Raw genomic sequence first — 20,387 nt, 5'->3', positions numbered from 1 at the left:
ACCGGAAAAAAGCGGCACGCGTCAGCGCGCCGCTTCCGTCGACTTCCGCATCTTCGCCACGTCCTCTACCTTCACCGCCGGCATGTTGTTGTTCCATGCGCCGCGAATGAACGTCACGACGTCCGCTATCTGCTGATCATTCAGTACCGGCGCATAGCGCGGCATCGGGTAAGGCGCGGGTACGCCCTGGATCACGAGATCCTCGGTGCCGTTGAGCGTCACGTTGATGAGTGACGACGCGTCTTTTTCCAGCAGATTAGGGTTGCCGGCAAGCGGCGCGAGCATCGGTGCAAAGCCACGGCCGTCGATGCCATGACAGTGCATGCAGAAGGCCGCGTAGACGCGTGCGCCGGAATCGTTGGGCGCAGGCCGTGCCAATGACACCTTGGTTGCCTTGGGATCGTACGAATAAGGCGGATTGCCATTGCCGCCAGCTGCGGGCAGCGATTTCAGGTAGCGCGCCATTGCCGCGATGTCGTTGTCGCTGAGCGCTTGCGTGCTGTTGTTGATGACGCTCGTCATCGAGCCGAAAGCCGTTGCATGAGCGTTCGCGCCCGTCTTCAGGAAGGTCGCGACTTCCTGCTCGGACCAGCGGCCGAGCCCCGTGTTGTGATCGCCAGTCAGATTCGAGCCGAACCAGTTATCCAGCACGCCGCCGGTCAGATAGGCGCCGCCGCTTTCATCGAGTGCCTTTTCCTGGAATGCAACGCCACGCGGCGTATGACACGCGCCACAGTGTCCAAGTCCTTGCGTCAGATAAGCGCCGCGATTCCACGCGACGTCCTTGCCGGCCTTTTCCTTATAGACGCCTTTGTCGAGAAAGAACACGTTCCATATCTTGAGCGGCCAGCGCATGTTGAGCGGCCATTTCATGCCGGGCTCACGATTCGCCTGCTTGACAGGCGATACCCCACGCATGAAATAGGCGTAAAGCGCCTGCATGTCCTCGTCGCTGATCTTTGCGTACGACGGGTATGGCATTGCGGGATAAAGATTGTGGCCATCCTTCGCGACGCCTTCGCGCACGGCACGCGAGAAGTCCTCCTGGCTATAGCGGCCGATGCCCGTATCCGCATCCGGCGTGATGTTCGTGGTGTAGATTGCGCCGAGCGGCGTCATCATCGGCAAGCCGCCTGCCATTGGCTTGCCGCGCGGGGCGGTATGGCAAGCGATACAGTCGCCGGCCTTCGCGAGATAAGCGCCACGCGAAACGAGCGCATCGCTGGCGGCATCGGCGCGCGCAAACAGGGGAGCCGATGCCAGCGCGACGGTCGCTACGGCCATCGCAACCTTGAGAGACTTGTTTTTCATGACTGGCCTCCTCAGGCGCTGCGCAATTGATTGCCGACGGGTAATTGCCTTAGCCGCTTGCCGGTTGCCGCATGAATCGCATTCGTGATGGCAGGCGCAAGCGCGGCCGTACCCGGCTCGCCAATACCGCCCGGCGCCTCTGTGCTTTTGACGATATGCACTTCGATAGGCGGTGTTTCATCGATGCGCAGCATGCGGTAATCGGTGAAGTTGCTCTGCTCGACGCGGCCATTCTTAATGGTGATTTCGCCGTAGAGCGCACCCGTGATGCCGAAGATGATGCCGCCCTGCACCTGCGCCTCCACGGTATTCGGATTCACCACCATGCCGCAGTCCACCGCGCAGACGACGCGATTCACTCGCACGCCGCCCTCCTTGTCGACGGTCACGTCCGCGACCATCGCGAAGTAACTGCCGAACGCGTGCATCACCGACACGCCGCGTCCCTGTCCTTGTGGCATGGATTGCTTGCCCCAGCCTGCAGCTTGCGTCGCGACATCCAGCACGTTGCGCGCACGGGGCGTCTTGTTTAGCAGATCGCGCCGGTATTGAACCGGATCGACCTTCACTTGCGCGGCGAGTTCGTCGATGAAACTCTCGACGACGAAAGTCCCTCGCGTAGGCCCGACACCGCGCCAGAACGCGGTCGGCACATGGCGCGGTTCCTGACGCACATAGTCGACCACCTGATTGGGAAGGTCGTACGGGAGGTCGGCCGCGACTTCGATCGCATCCGGATCGAGCCCGTTCTTCACGGCAGGCGGCGCGAATCGCGAGAGCACCGACGATCCCACGATGCGATGCGTCCACGCTATCGGCTTGCCGTTTGCGTCGAGCGCCGCAGAGAGTTTGTCGTAGTAGCACGGACGATACATGTCGTGCTGAATGTCTTCTTCGCGCGAGTACGTCACCTTCACAGGCACGCCGAGTTGCTTGCCGATCTTGAGCGCTTGCGTGGCCATATCGAATTCGAGCCGTCTGCCGAAGCCACCGCCTAAGAGATGGTTATGCACAAAGACCTTTTCGGGCGGCAATCCGGTTGCCAGAACGCCGGCCCCCTGAATTCGCGTGGGCACTTGCGTGCCGATCCAGATGTCGCATCCGTCCGGACGCACGTGCACCGTGCAATTGACAGGCTCCATCGTCGCGTGAGCGAGGAGCGGCTGTTGATACACCGCATCGACCCGCGTCTTTGCATTGGCGAAGCCCTTGCCTACATCGCCGTCCTTGCGCGCGACTGCGCCCGTTTTTTCCGATGCCTTCGCCATCTCATCGAAGAGCATTCGAGTCGATACGTTCGCACCCGCGCCTTCGTTCCATTGAATCGCAAGGGCTGCGGCCCCGCGCTTCGCGGCCCAGGTGTGATCGCCGACGACCGCTACGCCGTTATCGAACTTGACGATCTGACGCACGCCTGGAATTTTCCTGGCGTGCGTGTCGTCGACGGAAGCGAGCGTGCCGCCGAATACCGGGCAATTCACGATGACCGCGTACACCATCCCGGGCAAGCGCACATCGAGGCCGAAGACCGCTGTGCCATTAGATTTCTCCGGTGAATCGAGGCGCCTGACCGGTGTACCGACGATGCGAAAGTCTTTAGGGTCTTTCAGCTTGATATCCTTGGGCACCGGCATAGCCGCTGCCGCTTGCGCGAGCTCTCCATAACCGGCACTGCGGCCATCCGCTGCATGAACGACCTTCCCATTCTCCGCGCGACACGCCGATGCATCGCATTGCCACTGCTGTGCGGCTGCCGCAACGAGCATCATGCGCGCCGCGGCGCCCGCCTTGCGCATCGGCTCCCACGCATAGCGAACCGACGTGGAACCGCCCGTTAATTGCCCGCCCAACAGCGGGTCCATGAATAACTTCTCATTGGGCGGCGCGTGGTCGATCGTGACGCTGTCGAGCGGCACCTCGAGTTCTTCCGCGATCAACATCGGCAATGCGGTATAGACGCCCTGCCCCATTTCCACTTTCGGCATGATCAGCACGACCTTGCCATTCTTGTCGATCTGCACGAACGCATTCGGCGCGAACACACCGTCTTGCGGCGACTCGATGCCATCGCCGCCGATCACCGACTTTCCTTTGTCCTGATCCTGACTCGCGGCCGGCACGCTGAAGCCGATAAGAAATCCGCCGCTCGCCGTGACGCTCGCCGTCAGTCCGAACTTCAGGAATGCGCGGCGTGAAAAACCTTTGGAAGCCCGATGACGTCCCGCTTCGAGTAATCCTCGCGACATCTCACGCCTCCTTGGCTGCTTGCTTGATCGCCGCACGAATGCGGTTATACGTTCCGCAGCGGCAGATATTTCCGGCCATTGCCGCGTCGATGTCCGCATCGCTTGGATTCGGGACCGTCGCGATCAATGCAGCCGCCGACATCACCTGTCCCGACTGGCAATAACCGCACTGCACGACGTCGAGCTGATTCCATGCATCTTGCACTTTCTTTCCAGCGGGCGTCGCGCCGACAGCTTCGATCGTTGTCACTTTGCGATCACCGATAGCCGCGATCGGCAGTACGCAAGAGCGCACGGCGACGCCATCGAGATGCACGGTGCAAGCGCCGCATTGCGCGATACCGCAGCCGAATTTGGTGCCGGTCAGGCCGACGATATCGCGAAGCACCCAAAGCAGCGGCATATCGGGCGGCGCATCGACGGAATGCGACTGGCCATTGATGGAAAGCGTGGTCATGAGCGGCTCCGGGCTTGTGCGTTGGTGTAAGCGGTAGCGCAAATGGATGGCTGCGTGGGGCGGCAGCCAACGGCCTGGCGGCGACATGCGTTGCGGAGTCGATTCGTTATTACTTCGACCGCCGCTTGACGCGATGGCACCGGCGGCGGTGCATTGCAAGGCTTCGGGATTGTAGCGCCGCTTAAGAAATCAAGCTGACTTGACGATTTCCTTACGGGCTAAGAAGCCAATTTAGTGCAGGCTTGAATCGCTAAACAATTCAAGCGCGCGGTATTTAAGTGGGTTGTAGCGGCAGACAGTTAGTTGCAGCCGATTCACTCGGATGTCGGCTATTGAATGGGCCGCGCCCACTAGGAAGTGAAGTATGTCGAAGCGCATTTATCCAGCGTTCGCTCGAAGCCGAGACTCTGGCTTCGTCCTGCAGAACTACTTCGTGATGGAACTCGCCGTCTGTGGTGAGAGATGTGGACGCGTGATGACAGCAGTCGAACCCGGACGTCTCGCCAGTCGGTTCAAACCCGGCTAATGCAGCGCCCGGACCTGCAGGCGCCTATTGCATGTTGACGACGCGCGATTCCCGCCAAGCACCGAAACGATTTAATCAGCCCCGCTGCCCGTTGCCATTTCGAACAAATGCGCCCTTAGCAAAGCCGTTATGTCCGCAGTGCGATTGCTGAATTCGACACCGACCAGCACGGCGCCGTCGACATGCCTGAGACTGCGAGCGATACAGTTCAACACGACCGCATGCAGCTTGCCGTCGGCGCGCAGACGCAACGCGAGCTTGAAGTGCTCGCCCACGTTGACAACGGCATCGCCGGCGCTCAATGCAACGCCGCCAAGACTCACGTTGACGACGGTCACGTCGAACCCCGCCGCGATGCAGTCGTTTCGAATGAGTCTTCCCGCCAGTTCCGTCGAGACCCGCACGTGCTTTCGGACGATATGCGTGCGCACGGTGTCGGGTTGAGCAAGATACACAAGGCTTACCGGTGTCTCGCTCCGCCCGATGACGGTGCTGCGGAACATATAAACCTTTCGTCCGCGAAGCGCCTTGCAGTCGATTTCCGCGCCCGGTTGAAGCAAGTCGTGCCCGGTCGTGCAAGTCAGCAAAAGCGCCTGTCCAGCAATCGAGCCGACGTATTCCGTCTGCAACGGTGCGTGCGTCTGCCCGACAAGGGACAACTGCATCGCGTCGATCACCTTGGGCAATGTGCCTGCGATGCTGGCAAGGGGATTGGCGCTTTCCGCTGCCGACGCCTCGTGCTTTGCAGTCGAGATGAGCAGATTAGACGGCGCGGAGGTCGCATCATCGCGTTCTGCCGACGCGTCTTCATCGCGAAAGCCGCCCGCCGTGAGAAGCTTGTCGCGCTGGCCTTCCGATCGCACGCAATAGCCTCGAGTGAGAAGCAACTTGCCGCTTGCGGAATAAACCGCGAATGGAAGAGGCGTTCCGATTTTCAGTTCGTGTGGGGCAATCTTGACAAGGTTCATGGCGCAACTGACCTGTTCTGTTTTCTGTTGCGCTACCGTACCTCACCGCCCGCACGCTTTAAGTGCGTGACCTCGCATTCATCCGACAAAAAGCACCAGAAGCGGCCGTCCTTACGGAAACCATTCGGCTTATAGCGCCGATTCACTATTCGTCACGACGAGCACCGTGCACCCTTCGCGCGAATACGACCAGTGCGACGTGCCTGCGGGAAAAGTCACCACCTGGCCCGCAGTGAAGTCCGTAGCGTCCTGATCGGTGTAGACACCGTCCATGACGATCAGCAGTTCTGTCGACGTATGCGTATGGAACAATGACCTCGCCCCCGCGTCGAGCCGCATCCAGTAGCTCGTCCATGCGCCGCTTTCATCGTCGACTATGGGAATTATCGAAAAGCCGGGATGCCGCTTTCCCTCGATAAGCATGGGAGTCCATGCGTCTTCCGCGACGGTGTGAACCCGCCGGCCAGGCGGCGCTTCATCCAAGGCGATGTCTTTAACGGTCATAGGCGTCGTTTGCATTACAAGAGAAAGGGCTTATCAAGAGATCGCGCGTTCTTCCGCGTCTTCACGCCAGCTCGCCATCATGTCCTTGACCTCGCCGACGAGCCAGGTGCGGAATAGCTTGTATTCAGGGCGCTCGACTGCATTCTTGTGCGTGATGAGATAGTGGTAACGATCGCGGAACACGAGACTTTCTTCCACCGGACGCACCAGCACGCCCTGTTGCACTTGCCGATGCACGAGGTGATGCCATCCAAGCAAAGTGCCCTCGCCTTCCTCGGCTTGCGAGACGAGCAAGCGATAGTCATTGCTTTCCAGATGATCCGTCTCCATCAGCCGCTCGCCGGATTCGCCTTGTTGAAACCAGTTGCGCCATACACGCCAGTCGACGTGTTCGCACACTTGCGTGCGCCCGAGAGGCGATAAGTTAAGCGTCGGATGAACGAGCAAGTCCAGCGCGGACAATTTCCTGCCGCGATACTCTTCGTCGAAAAAGCGCTTGCTACAGACCGGGTACACGACGTCATGAAACAGGCGTTCGACTTCGTACTCCGCTTCGCGCGGCGGGTTCTTCGTGATGATGATGTCGGGATCGATGAGCCTGTCGAATTCCATGAAGTGATCGGTGACGATCACATGCAGCTTCACATCCGGGAACTGTTTTCTGAAGGCTTGCAATCGTGGCGTGAGCCACAATGCCGAAAACGTATGCGACACGCAGATGGTCAGCGCGGACCGGCCGGCGCGGCGCACCGTCTCTACCGTCTCCGCAATGTTCATGATCGACAGGTACGACGCGTTGTAGAGGAGACGCCCCGCCTCCGTCAGCGCGATATGTTTCCCCGAACGATCGAACAGCGCGACTTCGAGCGAGTCTTCGAGTTCCTTGATTTGTCTGCTGATGGCCGCCTGAGTGACGCACAACACCTCGGCCGCCTGCGTGAAGTTCTCATAACGCGCTGCGGTCACGAAGCATTTCAGGGCGCGCAGCGATGGCATTTGCGCGAGCAACCGGTCAGTGAAGATTTGCTTCTTCTGCATGGTCTGAAACCTCTTGTCGCGCGGCGAGCGATAGCGCTCGATGATTGTGCCGACAGGTCGGCGCCTTCATTATCTTACCGCGCAGCTCTTTTTATGGGGAGTTCGCTCCCTGGCGCGCGCTCTGAAGCGCGCGCCGATAAAGCAATGCGAAAGCGCCCGCTTATCTACCGTTCATGAGTCGCTTCTGAACGGCGTCCATTGCGGTCCGGACCTGCTCGAAGAAGCCCTCGGATTCCAGCTTCCGTTGCATCAGTTCGTTGATGCCTCCCTCGGTCGTGCATTGCTTCGCCAATTCGTCGAACGAGTCGTGACTAACTTGAGCCAGCTTCGCCAATCCCGAGTAATAGCCCGCGAGAAACGTTCGCGCGCCCTCGTAAGGAACGCCTTTCTGCGCAAGCCACTGTGCCTGTGCCTCGACGAAGCCGTAGTAGGTCGACATCGTGGCCGTCGCCACGGAGAACAGGTCGTACTGCGCTTCCTCCGTCACTTCGACTGTCGCGCCGATCGCATCGAATATTGCTTTGGCTTCGGCGTTGCGAGGGTAGATGACCGTGCTGCCGCTTCGATGCGCCGTTGCGGGCAAGGGAATCGCGCGAACGATCTCTGCCTCGACGCCCATGCGACGCTGCAAACGGTTGACCGTCAGGCCCGCCACGAAACTGATGACGAGCTGACCGGGACGAAACGTAAGCGTCTGCAACACCTCTTCGGCAATATCCGGGACGACCGCGATGCACACGACATCGCTTGCATCCACCACCTGCTGATTCGATTCGCACACACGCACGTGATCGTCGAGCTGCGCGAGTTGCGCGGACACTTCTGCGTTGCGAGGCGAGAGCCATATGTCATGCTTCGCGTCGCCATGACAAAGACCCGTGACGACCGCGCGCGTGATCCCGCCTGATCCAATGAATCCGATTCGCATCTTCTTGTTCATCCTTTCGGCTAGTCTTCAAGCTTGATCCAGGTGGTCTTGAGTTCGCAGTATTGGTCGTGTGCATAAACCGACTTGTCCCGCCCGCCGAATCCGGATTGCTTGAATCCGCCGAACGGCGTCGACAAATCCCCCTCGCCGAAGCAATTCACCGTGACCGTGCCCGCTCGAATCCGCGCAGCGATTTTGTGCGCGTGATTGACGTTGTCCGTCCAGAGCGACGCGGCGAGGCCATAGCATGTGTCGTTGGCGATGCGCACCGCGTCTTCGACATCGTCGTATTCGATGATGCAAAGCACCGGCCCGAACACTTCTTCGCGTGCGATGCTCATCTCTGGCGTGACTTTGTCGAAGATCGTCGGCTCGACGAACCAGCCGCCCGATTCGCTCTGAACCGCCCTCCCGCCGCACACGAGGTTTGCGCCTTCCTTCTTTGCCTTCTCGATGTGAGAAAGCACCTTGTCGTAGTGGCCGGATTCAATGAGCGCACCGAGTTTGACATCGGGGTCGAGCGGATCACCGGTCTTCCAGCCGTCAAGAACTGCAAGCACTTTCTCCAGCAATTCGGCTTTCTTGCTGGATGCAACGATGATCCGCGAGCCCGCGCTGCAGTTCTCGCCCATGTTCCAGAATGCAGCGGCAACCGCGTTTTCCGCGACGGGGTCGAGATTGGCGACATCGGGCAAGACGACCTGCGGATTCTTGCCGCCGCATTCGAGCACGACGCGCTTCAGATTCGAATCAGCCGAATAGCGAAGAAATCGCTTGCCCGTCTCTGTCGAACCCGTGAAGGCGACGAGATCGACATCCGGATGAAGGCCCAGCGCCTGGCCTGCGCCTTCGCCGAAGCCCGTGACCACACTGAACACCCCTGCCGGCAGCCCCGCTTCAGCAGCGAGATCCGCAATTCTCAGCGTGGAAAGCGATGTCTGTTCTGCAGGCTTGATGATCACGCTATTGCCGACCGATAGCGCCGGGCCGATTTTCCACGCAAGCATGAGCGCCGGAAAATTCCACGGCAACACGCCCGCCACGACGCCGATGGGCTCGCGCGTGATCATGCTCACGACACCCGCGCCCGAGGGCGACAGTGCGTCATAGCGCTTGTCCGTTACTTCGGCATGCCAACGGATGCACGCTGCCGATTCGGGAATGTCGAGGCCCATGCACTCGCTAACGGGCTTCCCCGCTTCGAGCGCCTCGAGCAGCGCGAGCTCCTCGGCGTTATCGTCGATGAGTTGCGCGAGCCGCAACAAGACTGCCTTTCGATGCGACGGCGCGGCCCTGGACCAGACCCCGCTTTCAAAAGCCTCGCGCGCCGCGATCACCGCGCGGTCCACGTCGGCCTGCTCGCATCGGGCAATCTTCGTCAGTACTTTGCCCGTCGCGGGATTCAACGTTTCGAACGTCGCTTCCGATGCCGCCGCGCAACGCTTGCCGCCGATGAACGCAAGGCCATCGAGCGATGCGTTCGCCGCCATCTGTTTCCATTCTTCGTATGTGCTCATGTCTGACCTCGCGAAATCAAAGTTCGGCGCCTGCCGAAAGTTCCTTGAACCAAATGGCTGTCGATACAGCGATGTCTGAAATCGGCCGGCCCGGTAGCGGACGCGGCCTCGGATGCTTCAGGACTTGCTGCACGAGTTCGTTCGACTGGCCTAGCGCATATTCCGCGATCAGCTTTCCGGCCGACGAGCCGCGACTGAGTCCGAGCCCGTTGCAGCCGATCGACTGGAAAACACCGTCGTCGCGCTTTCCGAAAAGCGATCCGCTATTGGCCGACAAACATAATGCGCCGCCCCACGTGTACTCGAATTCGACGTCCTTCAACATCGGGAACCGCCGGTCGAAGGATCGCTGGTGCATTGCCTTCGCTTTACTTATATCGGCATCCGAAATAGTTACGCCCGGCCGGAAAGCGAAGTGATTGCGCACACAGATACGATCGGTGATCAGCCTGCGCACCGTCGACCCGACAGGGTCTGCCGGAATCAGCGCCCACGACGGCAGGCCGCCGAGCCGCGCGACTTCCTCGCGATTCATCACACGCGTCATGGATGCAAAGGTGTACACCGGCAGCAAGCCATTGGCGTCCTTTCCGAACGTCGCAGCGTAAGAGTTCGTGCAGAGAATCACTTGCCTTGCGACGATTTTTCCTTCAGCGAACGTAAGCGTCTTCACGCCCGCGCCGGAATCGATGCCTTTGACTGCACTTAGCTCGAATATCCTGACGTTGTCGGGCAGTGCAGCGGCGAGTCCACGCATCAGCGCGGCAGGCTGCACCGTGCTGCATCCCGGCGTAAGAATCGCGGCCTTATAGAAGCCGCTGCCAGTCACTGACTGGATCGCTGCTTCATCGAGCCGTTCGAAGTTTTCACCGATGGTTTCCAGTCCCTTCGCAAAGTGCTCGAGCGCCGCCTTGCCGTGCTTGTTGACGGCGGCGTGATACTTGCCGTCATCGCGCCAGTCGCAATCGATCTTGTGTTCGATGACGGCGGACCGCACATAGTCGATACCATGACGCTGCAAGCGTATGTCGGCCTTATCGGCTTCGACGCTGCGCGAATAGCTTTCGCTGCTGATATCGTGCGGAAGGTCCACGAAAAAGCCCGAGTTGCGCCCCGCTGTTCCGCGTCCTATCCGGTCAGCCTCGACCAGTGCAATCGATGAATCGGGACTAAGCTCCGCAAGACGCCGGGCCGCGCAGAGTCCCGTAATGCCTCCTCCGATCACGACCCAATCGAACTGAAGGTTTGAGGCGACTTTCGCCGCTTGGGCGGGGGGCGGAAGACTCTCCCACCAGCCATTCACGCCGTCGGGGGTTGGTACGCGCCCGAAGTCCAGTTTGGAGCTCATACGATTCACGAGTTACTGTGCGTTGCGCAGCAAGGGTTGAACGACGGATGCGAATGCCTTGCGCTCTTCGTCCGTCAGCGTGCCGAGCGGCGCGCGCGCATTCCCGACGGGCAGGCCAGCCAGTTCGCAGCCGTATCGCACGTACTGAATGAATTTGCCGCTGCGCTCGAGCAGTTCGAGCACCGGCAGCAATGCGCCCATCAATTGGCGCCCTTTGACGAAGTCGCCTTGCGTGCATGCTTCAAGCAACTCGACGTGCGATTCGGGAATGAAATTCGCCGCAGCGCCCACCCAGCTCTTGGCGCCCCACGCGAAGAATTCGAGCGCCTGATCGTCCATGCCGCAACTGAGGACGAGTCGATCCTTGAAGTGAGTTGCGAGATGGTGCAAATGCCCGATGTCGCCCGTGCTTTCTTTCATTGCCTGAAAATTCGGGCGTTCGAGCAGCTTTTCCAGGACCGCGTCGCTGATTTCCGTGCCTGTTCGCGCGGGGAAGTTATAGAGCATGACCGGAAGATCGACGGCGTCATCGACCTTCAGGAAGTGCGACAGAAGCTCTTCCTGCGTCGGCTGTGCGTAGTAAGGCGTGGCCATCAGCAGCGCCGACATGCCCGCCTGTTTCGCAGCAAGACCAAGGTGGATCACGTCCTTTGTCGTCGTCGCATTGATGCCTGCTGAGAGCACCGTCTTGCCGCCTACTGCATCGACGACCGTGTGATACGTCTTCACGCGTTCGTCCAGCGTCAGCGCGTAATACTCGCCCGTCGTGCCACCGACACCCAGGCCGCTTAGCCGGCCCACGAGTCCTTTCGCGTGCCTTGCGAGCAGCGCATGATCGATTTCGCCGTCCGCAGTGAATGGCGTGACGAGCGGTGCATGAACTCCTTCGAAGCTGACCATCGTGTTCTCTCTCGATGCGGTTATGAACTTTCGGTTAAGGGCGATGCGGCACTCGACTCAGACGAGCGCGTCGGCCGGCGAGTAAATCGGGAACTGGCTGCAAAGATCGCGTACGCGGCTGCGCACTGAACGTTCGACGGCGTCGTTGCCCTGCGGATCGCTTTCGAGCGCATTCAGCACTTCGAGAATCATCTCGCCGACCAGCTCGAACTCTCTCGGTCCGAATCCGCGCGTCGTGCCGGCTGGCGTACCGAGACGAATGCCGGATGTCACCGTCGGGTTCTCGGTATCGAATGGAATGCCGTTCTTGTTGCAGGTGATGCCCGCGCGTTCCAGCGCTTTCTCGGCTTGGGTGCCGGTGAGACCTTTCGTGCGAAGATCGACGAGCAGCAGATGGTTGTCCGTTCCGCCCGTGACGAGACGCACGCCGCCTGCGCTCAAAGCGTCGCCGAGTGCGACTGCGTTGTTCAACACCTGATCGATGTACGTCCTGAACTCGGGCCGTAACGCCTCGCCGAATGCCACCGCTTTGCCCGCGATGACGTGCATCAACGGCCCGCCTTGCAAGCCGGGAAATACCGCCGAATTGATTTTCTTGGCGATGTCGCCGTTGTTCGTCAGCACGAAGCCGCCGCGCGGGCCTCGCAACGTCTTGTGCGTCGTCGACGTCACCACGTCCGCAAAGCGGATCGGATTCTCGTGACGCCCCGCCGCGACGATGCCCGCAATATGCACCATGTCGACCATCAGCAATGCGCCGACGCTATCGGCGATCTCGCGGAACTTCGCGAAATCGAGCGCCCTCGGATAAGCCGAGTAACCCGCGATGATCATCTTCGGGCGATGCTCCTCGGCCAGGCGCCGGACTTGTTCGAAGTCGATGCGATAGCTATCGGGACTCACACCGTATTGCACCGCGTTGAACCATTTCCCCGACAACGCGGGACGTGCGCCGTGCGTGAGGTGACCGCCCGCATCGAGCGCCATGCCCATCACCGTGTCGCCGGGCTCGAGCAGCGCGAGCATCACCGCGCCGTTGGCCTGCGCGCCGGAATGCGGTTGCACGTTCGCGAATTCGGCGTCGAAAAGCGCCTTGACGCGATCGATGGCAAGCGATTCGATGCGATCCACGTGATCGCATCCGCCGTAATACCGACGCGACGGATATCCTTCGGCATACTTATTGGTCAACACCGTCCCTTGAGCCTGCATGACCGCTGCCGAGACGATATTCTCCGACGCAATCAACTCGATCTGCGTCTGCTGGCGGCGCGTCTCGAGCGTAATTTCCGAGGCAATGACCGGATCGCGGTCCTGAAGCGTCTCCGCGAAAAAGCGTGCTGTTTGATTCATGTATGCGACTCCGACACCTTCCTGACAAGACATGGCAGCGCTTTCTTCGTGGATGCATCGGTCGAAGAAAGCGCCTGCGGCTCTCACTGCTCGAGCCACGCTTTTACTTTTTCCGGGTGCGCCTCGACGAACTTCTTCGCGGCGCCGGGCCAGTCGTTGGTCGTGTTGCCTTCGAATTCGATGGACTCCACGTCCGCCAGCGTCAGCTTGAAGTGGCGAAAGAAGACATCGGCGCGGGGAAACTTCGTCGCGAACTGCTTCGATGCGAAGCCGTGCACCTGCTCTTCGCCGCCGAGCGCGCCCTTCGGGTCCTTCAGATAGCGCATCTTCCATTTCTGCCACAGCCAGTGCGGGCTCCAGACCGTCGTGACCACCCAGTTCTTCGACTGGTATGCACGCGAGATGGAGGCGAGCATGCCGGCTTCACTCGACGACTGCAGCTTGTAGCCGGACAGGTTGTATTCCTTGATCGCCTTCTCCGACGCCTGCATCAGTCCGCCGCCCGGCTCGATGCCCTGGATGGTTCCATTGAGCTTGCTCTTGACCTCGGGCTTGTTCAGGTCGGCGATGGAACCGAGCTCGCTTTCGGGGATATAGTCCGGCACCGCCCAGCCGTTCTTGCCGCCCGAATAAATGATCCCGGTGTCCGACATGTCGTTCTTGTAGCGCGAGTAGTAGTTCGCATGCGTCACCGGCAGCCATCCGCCGACCATGATGTCGAGATCGCCGCGCGCGACGCCCTGATACTGAATGCCGATGTCGGCCTGCACCAGCTTGACCGGCTGTTGCAGCTTCGTCTCGAGCACGTACTTCGCGACGTTCGCCACCGCGAGCACGTCCGCCCAGTTCGTCACGGCGATCTTGACGGGCTCCGCAGCGCCCGCCGATACCGCCGTCACACCGAACGTCACAGCCAATGCAGTTCTTGCCAGGAATCCTTTGAGGAAGCCGCCCGCCATTTTGCACTCCTTTATAGTTCGTACAGTCGTTAGATCGCGTGGGTTGATCGTAAGGTGTTACCGGTGCGTCATCGCTCAGGTCTGCGCGGCACCGCTCGCGCCTTGCTTCAGGGACTTCGCCGACTTGCGCGGCTTCTTCTTCGACTTGACGCCGAAGCTCTCGGTCAGGCGGTCGAGCACGATGGCCAGCAGCACGACACCCAGCCCGCCTTCGAAGCCGATACCGATATCGAGGCGCTGAATGCCGCTCAACACGTACTCGCCGAGCCCGCCCGCGCCGATCATCGAGGCGACGACGACCATCGACAGCGCCATCATGATCGTCTGATTCACGCCGGCCATGATCGACGGCAACGCGTTCGGAAGCTGAATCTTCCACAGCAACTGCGCATCCGTGCTGCCGAACGCGCGCCCCGCTTCGAGCAGTTCTTCGCGCACCTGCTTGATGCCGAGCGTCGTCAGTCGCACGACGGGCGGCATCGCGAAGACGATGGTGGCGATCACCGCAGGCACACGGCCGAGGCCGAACAGAATGACGGCGGGGATAAGGTAGACGAATGCGGGCATCGTCTGCATGAAGTCGAGCAGCGAACGCAGGACCACTTCGACTCGCCGGTTGCGCGCGCCCCAGATGCCCAACGGCACGCCGATGACGAGACTGAAAAACGTAGCGGCCACAACGAGCGCAAGTGTCGATACGGTCTGCGCCCACAGCCCCATGTAATTGATGACGTACAGCGCGACGCCGACGAACGCCGCGAAGAACACGCCGCGACGCCAGAGCGCGAGCGCCATGAGAAGCACGAGCATGGCGACGAACGGCACAGCGGCCAGTCCATCTTCGAGCAGCTTCACGAATGCGCCGAGGACCGAAGAAAAGGCGTCGAAACCGCCGCGAAAATGCTGAAAGAGAAAGTTGACGAGGTCTTCCGCGAACTTACCGAAAATCGATGATGACGAGTTCATGCTGCTCTCCGCTCCAACACTTGCCTGAGGATGGTCCGACACGAGACGACGCCGGCGAGCTTGCCGTCCCCGTCCACGACGGGAACGTCGTACTCGCGGCCGAGCGCCACTTCAGCGAGTTCGTGCAGGTCGGCTTCCGATTGCACCGCATGCAAGTCGGGATGCAACGCATCGCGCACAGTGCGGTTGCCTGCCTTGTGCAGCCGGTCCAGCGTCACGCAGCCGACGAATCGGCCGGCCTGGTCGCAGACGTATCCGCAATCGACGTTCGAGTCGATCATGTCGGTGAGATAGCGTTCCGCCGAAGCGCCCATGTCGCAAGCGAACACGCCCTTCTCCGGCTTTTCCATCAGGCTCGACGCAGTCAGAAAGCGCGAGACGTCCACGTTGCGGAAGAAGTCCCGCACATAATCGTCGGCGGGCGTCTGGATCAGTTCGGCAGGCGTGCCGACCTGAATCAGGCGGCCGTCTTTCATGATGCCGATCCGGCCGCCGATCTTGATCGCCTCTTCGATATCGTGCGAGATGAAAACGATCGTGCGCTGCTCTTCTTTCTGCAAACGGAGCAACTCGTTCTGCATTTCGAAGCGGATGAGCGGGTCGAGCGCCGAGAACGCCTCATCCATGAGAAGCACGGACGGATTGACAGCGAGCGCCCGCGCGAGGCCCACGCGTTGCTGCATCCCGCCCGAGAGTTCACTCGGCAACAGCTTTTCGTATGAACCGAGTCCGACGCGCTGAAGCGCCGCGCGCGCGGTCTCGTAACGTTCGGCTTTTTTCTGACCCGACACTTCCAGCCCGTAAGCGATGTTGTCGAGCACCGAACGGTTCGGAAGCAGCGCGAAGGACTGAAACACCATCGACATCTTCTGACGCCGCACTTCGCGCAATTCGATGGTGGACATCGGTGCGATATCGCGGCCTTCCAGAATCACGCTGCCCGATGTCGGCTCGATCAGCCGGTTCAGGAGGCGAACCAGCGTTGACTTGCCCGATCCGGACAGTCCCATGATGACGAAGATTTCGCCGGCGCGTACGCTGAGACTCACATCGTCCACGGCGACCATGTTGCCGGTGAGTTCGAAGATTTCGTTGCGTCCGCGGCCCTGCCGCATCATGTCGAGCGCGCGCTCGGGCTTCTGGCCAAAGATCTTGGAGAGGTTCCTGACTTGCAGAATCTCCGCTCCGGCTGCAACGCCGGCTTCACGGCTCGAAGCGGCGGCCGAATGCTCAGGAACACTAACGTGTGCCAGGTGCTCCGGCGCAAGGGTCAAGTTGGGTGTCATCTTTTGTTCCGACTGATAGTCAACGAATCCGGCAGCACACTGTCCGGCGCGGCCCGCGTCGAGCGCATCGCTCAGGTCCTGCTATCCGGCTCTATGCCCTGTTACCAAACGGCTGTAATCGTTCAATGTGGCGCATGCGAATCGCACACAGTGTTTGTTATCGCCTGCAAATCAAAGCGTCTGATTCGTCAGTGCTTGTCATCGGTTCGTTCATGCACGGGTCAAAGCGTATCAAGTCAATTACAAACGCCCACTAACATTTCCTAGGCCATATGCCCTACTTTTGGTAATGCTGCTTTAGAGGGAATGGAGGCGTGCAGACGCACCACGTCAGGGCCGAATGGCTGGAGACGTTGTGCAGCGGGGCTTGGCGGGCGATGACAGATACCCGGCGCCACCGACCGTTGCGGTCGATGCTTCACGCGCAAAGCGGTGAACTTAGGGAATGTCCTTAAGCGGCCGACTAAGGGATTGTCCTTAGCCGGCTTGTCGCTAAAGAATTGTCTTGCGAGGCGGCGCCGCGATGAGCCGTCGCAAAGAGAAACGGCCCCGGCGTGCAACTCTCGCGCCGAGGCCGTCTTGCAGCAAGTGCCTGTCGTTTTTAGCCCGGCAGACGCTTCACACCTTCGACGCCATGCGCGTCGTAAGAAGGCGCGTTGTCGTCGGCCGGCAGCGACGATGCCTGCGCGGCCGATACGACAGCCTCGACCGAAGGCCCGATGGCATCGGTGAAAGTCTTCGGATGGACGCCGATCGCCAGCACGAGCACCGCCATCGCGCCGAGCACGGCGAACTCGCGCTTGCCGATGTCCTTGAGCATCGCGACGCGCTCGTTCCTGACGGCGCCGAACAACACGCGCTTGACCATCCACAAGGTATAGGCCGCGCTCAAAATGAGCGACAACGCGGCAATCGCACCGACCCAGAAGTTGAAGCGGATCGCGCCCATCAGCACAAGGAATTCGCCGACGAAACCGGACGTGCCCGGCAAGCCGACGTTCGCCATGGAAAAGAGCATCGCGTAGGTGGCGAACTTCGGCATCGTGTTGACGACGCCGCCGTAAGCGTCGATCGAACCGCTGCGCGTGCGGTCGACGAGCACGCCGGTACACAGCAGCATCGCACCGGAAACCACGCCGTACGACAGCATCTGCACGACCGCGCCCTCGGTGCCCAGCGGATCGAACGTGAAGAGGCCGAGGGTGACGAGCCCCATGTGCGCGACTGCCGAATACGCGAGCAGCTTGCGCATGTCCGTCTGCGCGAGCGCGACGAGGCTGCCGTAGATGACGGCGACGAGCGCGAGCGCGATCATCGCGGGCGCGAAGAAGTGCGATGCATCGGGAACGATCGGCAGCACGTAGCGCAGCATGCCGTAGCCGCCGATCTTCAGCATGCCGAGCAGCACGGCCGCGCCGGTCGGACCTTCGGCGTTCACGTCGGGCAGCCACGTATGGACCGGCCACATCGGCACCTTGACCGAGAAGGCGGCCATGAAGCACACGAAGACGGCCAGTTGCGGCGCGAAGCCGATCTTCAAATGACGCCATGCGTCGATATCGAACGTGTGCGACTGGCTCCAGAGATACACGAGCGCGGCCAGCATCGCGAGCGAGCCGAAGAGGGAAATGAAGAAAAAGCGCATCGCCGCATACACGCGACGCTCTGAGCCCCAGGTTCCGATCAGCAGATACAGCGGAATCAGCGTCGCTTCGAAAAAGACGAAGAACAGCATGCCGTCGAGCGCGAGAAATACGCCCTGCATGCAGCCCGACAGCACGAGAAATGCCCCGTAATACTGGGCGACCTGTTTCGTGACGCTGCGCCATGACGCGACGAAGACGATCAGCGTCGTCACCGCGGTCAGCACGGAGAACCACAGCGAAATGCCGTCGACGCCCAGGTGGTAGGCGATACCGAACTGCGGCAGCCAGTTGACGCGCTCGGCGAGCTGAATGGCGCTCGAGGACGCATCGAAGCGCGCGAGCAGCGGCACGACCGGCAGCAGCCCGAGCACCGCCCCGAACAACGCGACCGCGCGCGACAGCGTGGCCGACGGACCGAACGTGAACACGAAGATGCCCGACACCACTGGAATCCAGATGAGAAAACTGAGTACTGACGGCAGATGCATAGATTTGAACGGTTCGAAGCGCAAAACGCCTCCCGCACGCCGCTTGGGGACGCGCCGGGACGGCGAGGTTGACGATGAGCTGACGGGCGGAACAGTTGCGCGGGTGATCCGAAGCCCGGAACGCAACCGATTGAAAGCTACGTTTTTGCTAGGGTTAACGAGAATAACTCAAAGAAAAACTTTTCGGGGAATTGGCGGGGATCAAGTTCATTGCGTGTGGCGGCATTGACAAACGCGCGCGGATCGATAAAGGCGGCCACCGATCGTTCGTTTCGCTCGGGGCTTGCCCTGATTTGCGCCGGCCCGATGGCCGCTTAGCCTAGCGGGAAGGAGACAAGAATGAAGAAACTATTCAACGCCGTCGTCTTCGCGATCGTCGCTTACCTCGTGGCGGATCGCGCCATGCTGCACGCTCAGGCGCGCGACCTCGACGCCTCGGCGTGCGTGCGGGGCGCCGAGCAAGTCCGGCTGGATGCGCTCGACCAAGGCTTCAGTCACGCCGCCGCGAACAGCCAGGGCGCGGCGTTCCGGTCGCAATGTCTGGTGACGGGCGGCGCGCGCGCGGCCGTTTGGCAAGCCGCGCGCTGAGGCGTCGCGCTAGAACTTCTCCTCGTCGGGCATCGGGCCTCGCGTCGGCCCTGGCGGCGGCGCGAGCCTCACGACGCGGCCGGTGCGCGCCGATTCGTAAATTGCCTCGATGATCCGCTGATCCTGCAGCCCTTCCTCGCCGGGCGTATGCGGCGTCCGGTTGCGCACCACGCACAACGCCATGTGATCGATCTCGCGCGCGAACTGATCGACCGGATCGATCGTGATCTCCGTCGCGGCGTTTTTCTCTTCGACCAGCATGCCCTTGCGCAATCGCAGCCCGTTGTACGCGAACGCGGGATTCATCTCGGCCCACGCCTTCGCGCCCTGTACGCGGAAGAATCGCGCTTCGTGGGTCGCATAGCTCGACGCGCACGTCGCGGTCGCGCCGCTCGGAAAGCGCAGGATGAAGTGCACGCTTTGCTCGACTTCCCGAAAGCGCGGATCGGACGCCGGCTGCACGACGGTGCCGATCACTTCCGTGGGCTCCTCGTCGAGCAGGAATCGCGCGGCGTTGATGCAGTAGATGCCGACGTCCGGCAGCGGCCCGCCCCCCGCGAGCGCGCGCTTCAGCCGCCACTGGCCGGGATCGCCCGCGTTCTGCGAATTGCCGGCGACGAACTCCGTCACCGGCCCGAGCTGCTTGTCCTTGATCCACTTCGCGACGAGACGATCCATCGGCTCATACTGACTGCGGTACGCGATCATCAGCAGCCGGTTCGCGTTGCGGCACGCGTCGATCATGCGCTGGCAGTCGGCGACGCTCGTCGCCATCGGCTTTTCGCACAGCACGTGTTTGCCGATTTTCGCGGCGCGCTCCGTGTATTCGCGGTGCATGCTGTTCGGCAGCACGATGTAGACGACCTGCACGTCGCGATTGTCGGCGAGGCGCTCGAAGCTGTCGTAGCCGTAGACCGCGTTGTCGGCGAGCCCGTATTGCCGCGCGAGCTTGCGCGCCTTGTCGGCGTCGCCGCTGACGAGCGCGGACAACTTCGCATATTTCGACGATGCGAGCGCCGGCAGGATCTGATTCAGCGATAGCCGCCCGAGCCCGACGACGGCGAAGCCCACGCGTTCATCCGGGCGCGCGCGCGGATCGGGCGTCTTTTCCTGCTGCTCGGTCTGCGTATCCGCGATGGGCGGAAGGTCGACAGCGTTCGCATCGCCGGGCGTGCCTTGCGCGGCGTTCGCGACCCGCGCCGTGCCGACACCGCCCGCGATCAGCGCGGCCGCCATGCCGGTTCCGGTTCGCTGCAGGAAGCGGCGGCGCGGGGGTTGGGAGTCGAGCGGAACGCGCTCGTCGTCGAGAGGGGGAGTCGTCGGCATGAGGAGGATCGGTGATGGATGGAAGGAGGCTC

General features: G+C 61.2%; 17 protein-coding genes. 1 reads left to right on the top strand and 16 read right to left on the bottom strand.

The window, feature by feature from the left end; translation table 11 throughout:
* Positions 1-21: 21 nt before the first annotated feature.
* From P9255_RS10505 to P9255_RS10435, 15 genes are all read right to left on the bottom strand, one after another.
* A complete protein-coding gene (locus P9255_RS10505) occupies positions 22-1,311 on the bottom strand; it encodes a cytochrome c (RefSeq protein WP_309767903.1) in 1,290 nt (429 codons plus the stop codon).
* Positions 1,312-1,322: 11 nt separating this feature from the next.
* Positions 1,323-3,557, bottom strand: coding sequence for a xanthine dehydrogenase family protein molybdopterin-binding subunit (locus P9255_RS10500; protein WP_309767904.1), 2,235 nt, complete (start codon positions 3,555-3,557; stop codon positions 1,323-1,325).
* Position 3,558: 1 nt separating this feature from the next.
* A complete protein-coding gene (locus P9255_RS10495; RefSeq protein WP_309767906.1) occupies positions 3,559-4,014 on the bottom strand; it encodes a 2Fe-2S iron-sulfur cluster-binding protein in 456 nt (151 codons plus the stop codon).
* 597 nt (positions 4,015-4,611) lie between these two features.
* The gene (locus tag P9255_RS10490; protein WP_309767908.1) at positions 4,612-5,403 is read right to left on the bottom strand and encodes a PilZ domain-containing protein; all 792 of its coding nucleotides are present in this window, start codon (positions 5,401-5,403) and stop codon (positions 4,612-4,614) included.
* Positions 5,404-5,637: 234 nt separating this feature from the next.
* A complete protein-coding gene (locus P9255_RS10485) occupies positions 5,638-5,931 on the bottom strand; it encodes a cupin domain-containing protein (protein WP_309767909.1) in 294 nt (97 codons plus the stop codon).
* A 114-nt stretch (positions 5,932-6,045) separates the two neighbouring features.
* Positions 6,046-7,050 (bottom strand): LysR substrate-binding domain-containing protein, encoded by a 1,005-nt coding sequence (locus tag P9255_RS10480; RefSeq protein WP_309767911.1) that lies wholly within the window; start codon positions 7,048-7,050, stop codon positions 6,046-6,048.
* A 160-nt stretch (positions 7,051-7,210) separates the two neighbouring features.
* Positions 7,211-7,978: a pyrroline-5-carboxylate reductase gene (locus P9255_RS10475; RefSeq protein ID WP_309789454.1), complete on the bottom strand. Its 768-nt coding sequence runs from the start codon at positions 7,976-7,978 to the stop codon at positions 7,211-7,213.
* Between the two features lie 20 nt (positions 7,979-7,998).
* On the bottom strand, positions 7,999-9,495 hold the full coding sequence (locus P9255_RS10470) for an aldehyde dehydrogenase (RefSeq protein ID WP_309767915.1): 1,497 nt from the start codon (positions 9,493-9,495) through the stop codon (positions 7,999-8,001).
* 16 nt (positions 9,496-9,511) lie between these two features.
* On the bottom strand, positions 9,512-10,843 hold the full coding sequence (locus P9255_RS10465) for an FAD-binding oxidoreductase (RefSeq protein ID WP_309767916.1): 1,332 nt from the start codon (positions 10,841-10,843) through the stop codon (positions 9,512-9,514).
* Positions 10,844-10,855: 12 nt separating this feature from the next.
* A complete protein-coding gene (locus P9255_RS10460) occupies positions 10,856-11,743 on the bottom strand; it encodes a dihydrodipicolinate synthase family protein (RefSeq protein ID WP_309767917.1) in 888 nt (295 codons plus the stop codon).
* A 57-nt stretch (positions 11,744-11,800) separates the two neighbouring features.
* Positions 11,801-13,096 (bottom strand): serine hydroxymethyltransferase, encoded by a 1,296-nt coding sequence (glyA, locus tag P9255_RS10455; RefSeq protein WP_309767918.1) that lies wholly within the window; start codon positions 13,094-13,096, stop codon positions 11,801-11,803.
* 83 nt (positions 13,097-13,179) lie between these two features.
* Positions 13,180-14,055 carry a glycine betaine ABC transporter substrate-binding protein gene (locus P9255_RS10450; RefSeq protein WP_309767919.1) on the bottom strand — a complete coding sequence of 292 codons (876 nt, stop codon included), beginning with the start codon at positions 14,053-14,055 and terminating at the stop codon, positions 13,180-13,182.
* Positions 14,056-14,130: 75 nt separating this feature from the next.
* On the bottom strand, positions 14,131-15,021 hold the full coding sequence (locus P9255_RS10445) for a proline/glycine betaine ABC transporter permease (protein WP_309767920.1): 891 nt from the start codon (positions 15,019-15,021) through the stop codon (positions 14,131-14,133).
* A complete protein-coding gene (locus P9255_RS10440) occupies positions 15,018-16,307 on the bottom strand; it encodes a glycine betaine/L-proline ABC transporter ATP-binding protein (RefSeq protein ID WP_309767921.1) in 1,290 nt (429 codons plus the stop codon). Before P9255_RS10440 ends, P9255_RS10445 begins: the two co-directional genes overlap by 4 nt.
* 601 nt (positions 16,308-16,908) lie before the next feature.
* A complete protein-coding gene (locus P9255_RS10435; RefSeq protein ID WP_309789453.1) occupies positions 16,909-18,441 on the bottom strand; it encodes an NADH-quinone oxidoreductase subunit M in 1,533 nt (510 codons plus the stop codon).
* A 339-nt stretch (positions 18,442-18,780) separates the two neighbouring features.
* Here P9255_RS10435 and P9255_RS10430 point away from each other — a divergent pair, with 339 nt between their 5' ends.
* Positions 18,781-19,029, top strand: coding sequence for an adhesin (locus P9255_RS10430; RefSeq protein ID WP_309789452.1), 249 nt, complete (start codon positions 18,781-18,783; stop codon positions 19,027-19,029).
* 9 nt (positions 19,030-19,038) lie between these two features.
* Here the strand turns inward: P9255_RS10430 and P9255_RS10425 are convergent, their stop codons facing one another.
* The gene (locus P9255_RS10425) at positions 19,039-20,355 is read right to left on the bottom strand and encodes a Gfo/Idh/MocA family oxidoreductase (protein WP_309767926.1); all 1,317 of its coding nucleotides are present in this window, start codon (positions 20,353-20,355) and stop codon (positions 19,039-19,041) included.
* Positions 20,356-20,387: the final 32 nt, after the last annotated feature.

It is taken from the genome of Caballeronia sp. LZ019, from assembly GCF_031450825.1.
Taxonomy (GTDB): Bacteria; Pseudomonadota; Gammaproteobacteria; order Burkholderiales; family Burkholderiaceae; genus Caballeronia.
The sequence above is the reverse complement of the archived record's forward strand: the minus strand, read 5'-3'. Positions and strand labels throughout refer to the sequence as shown.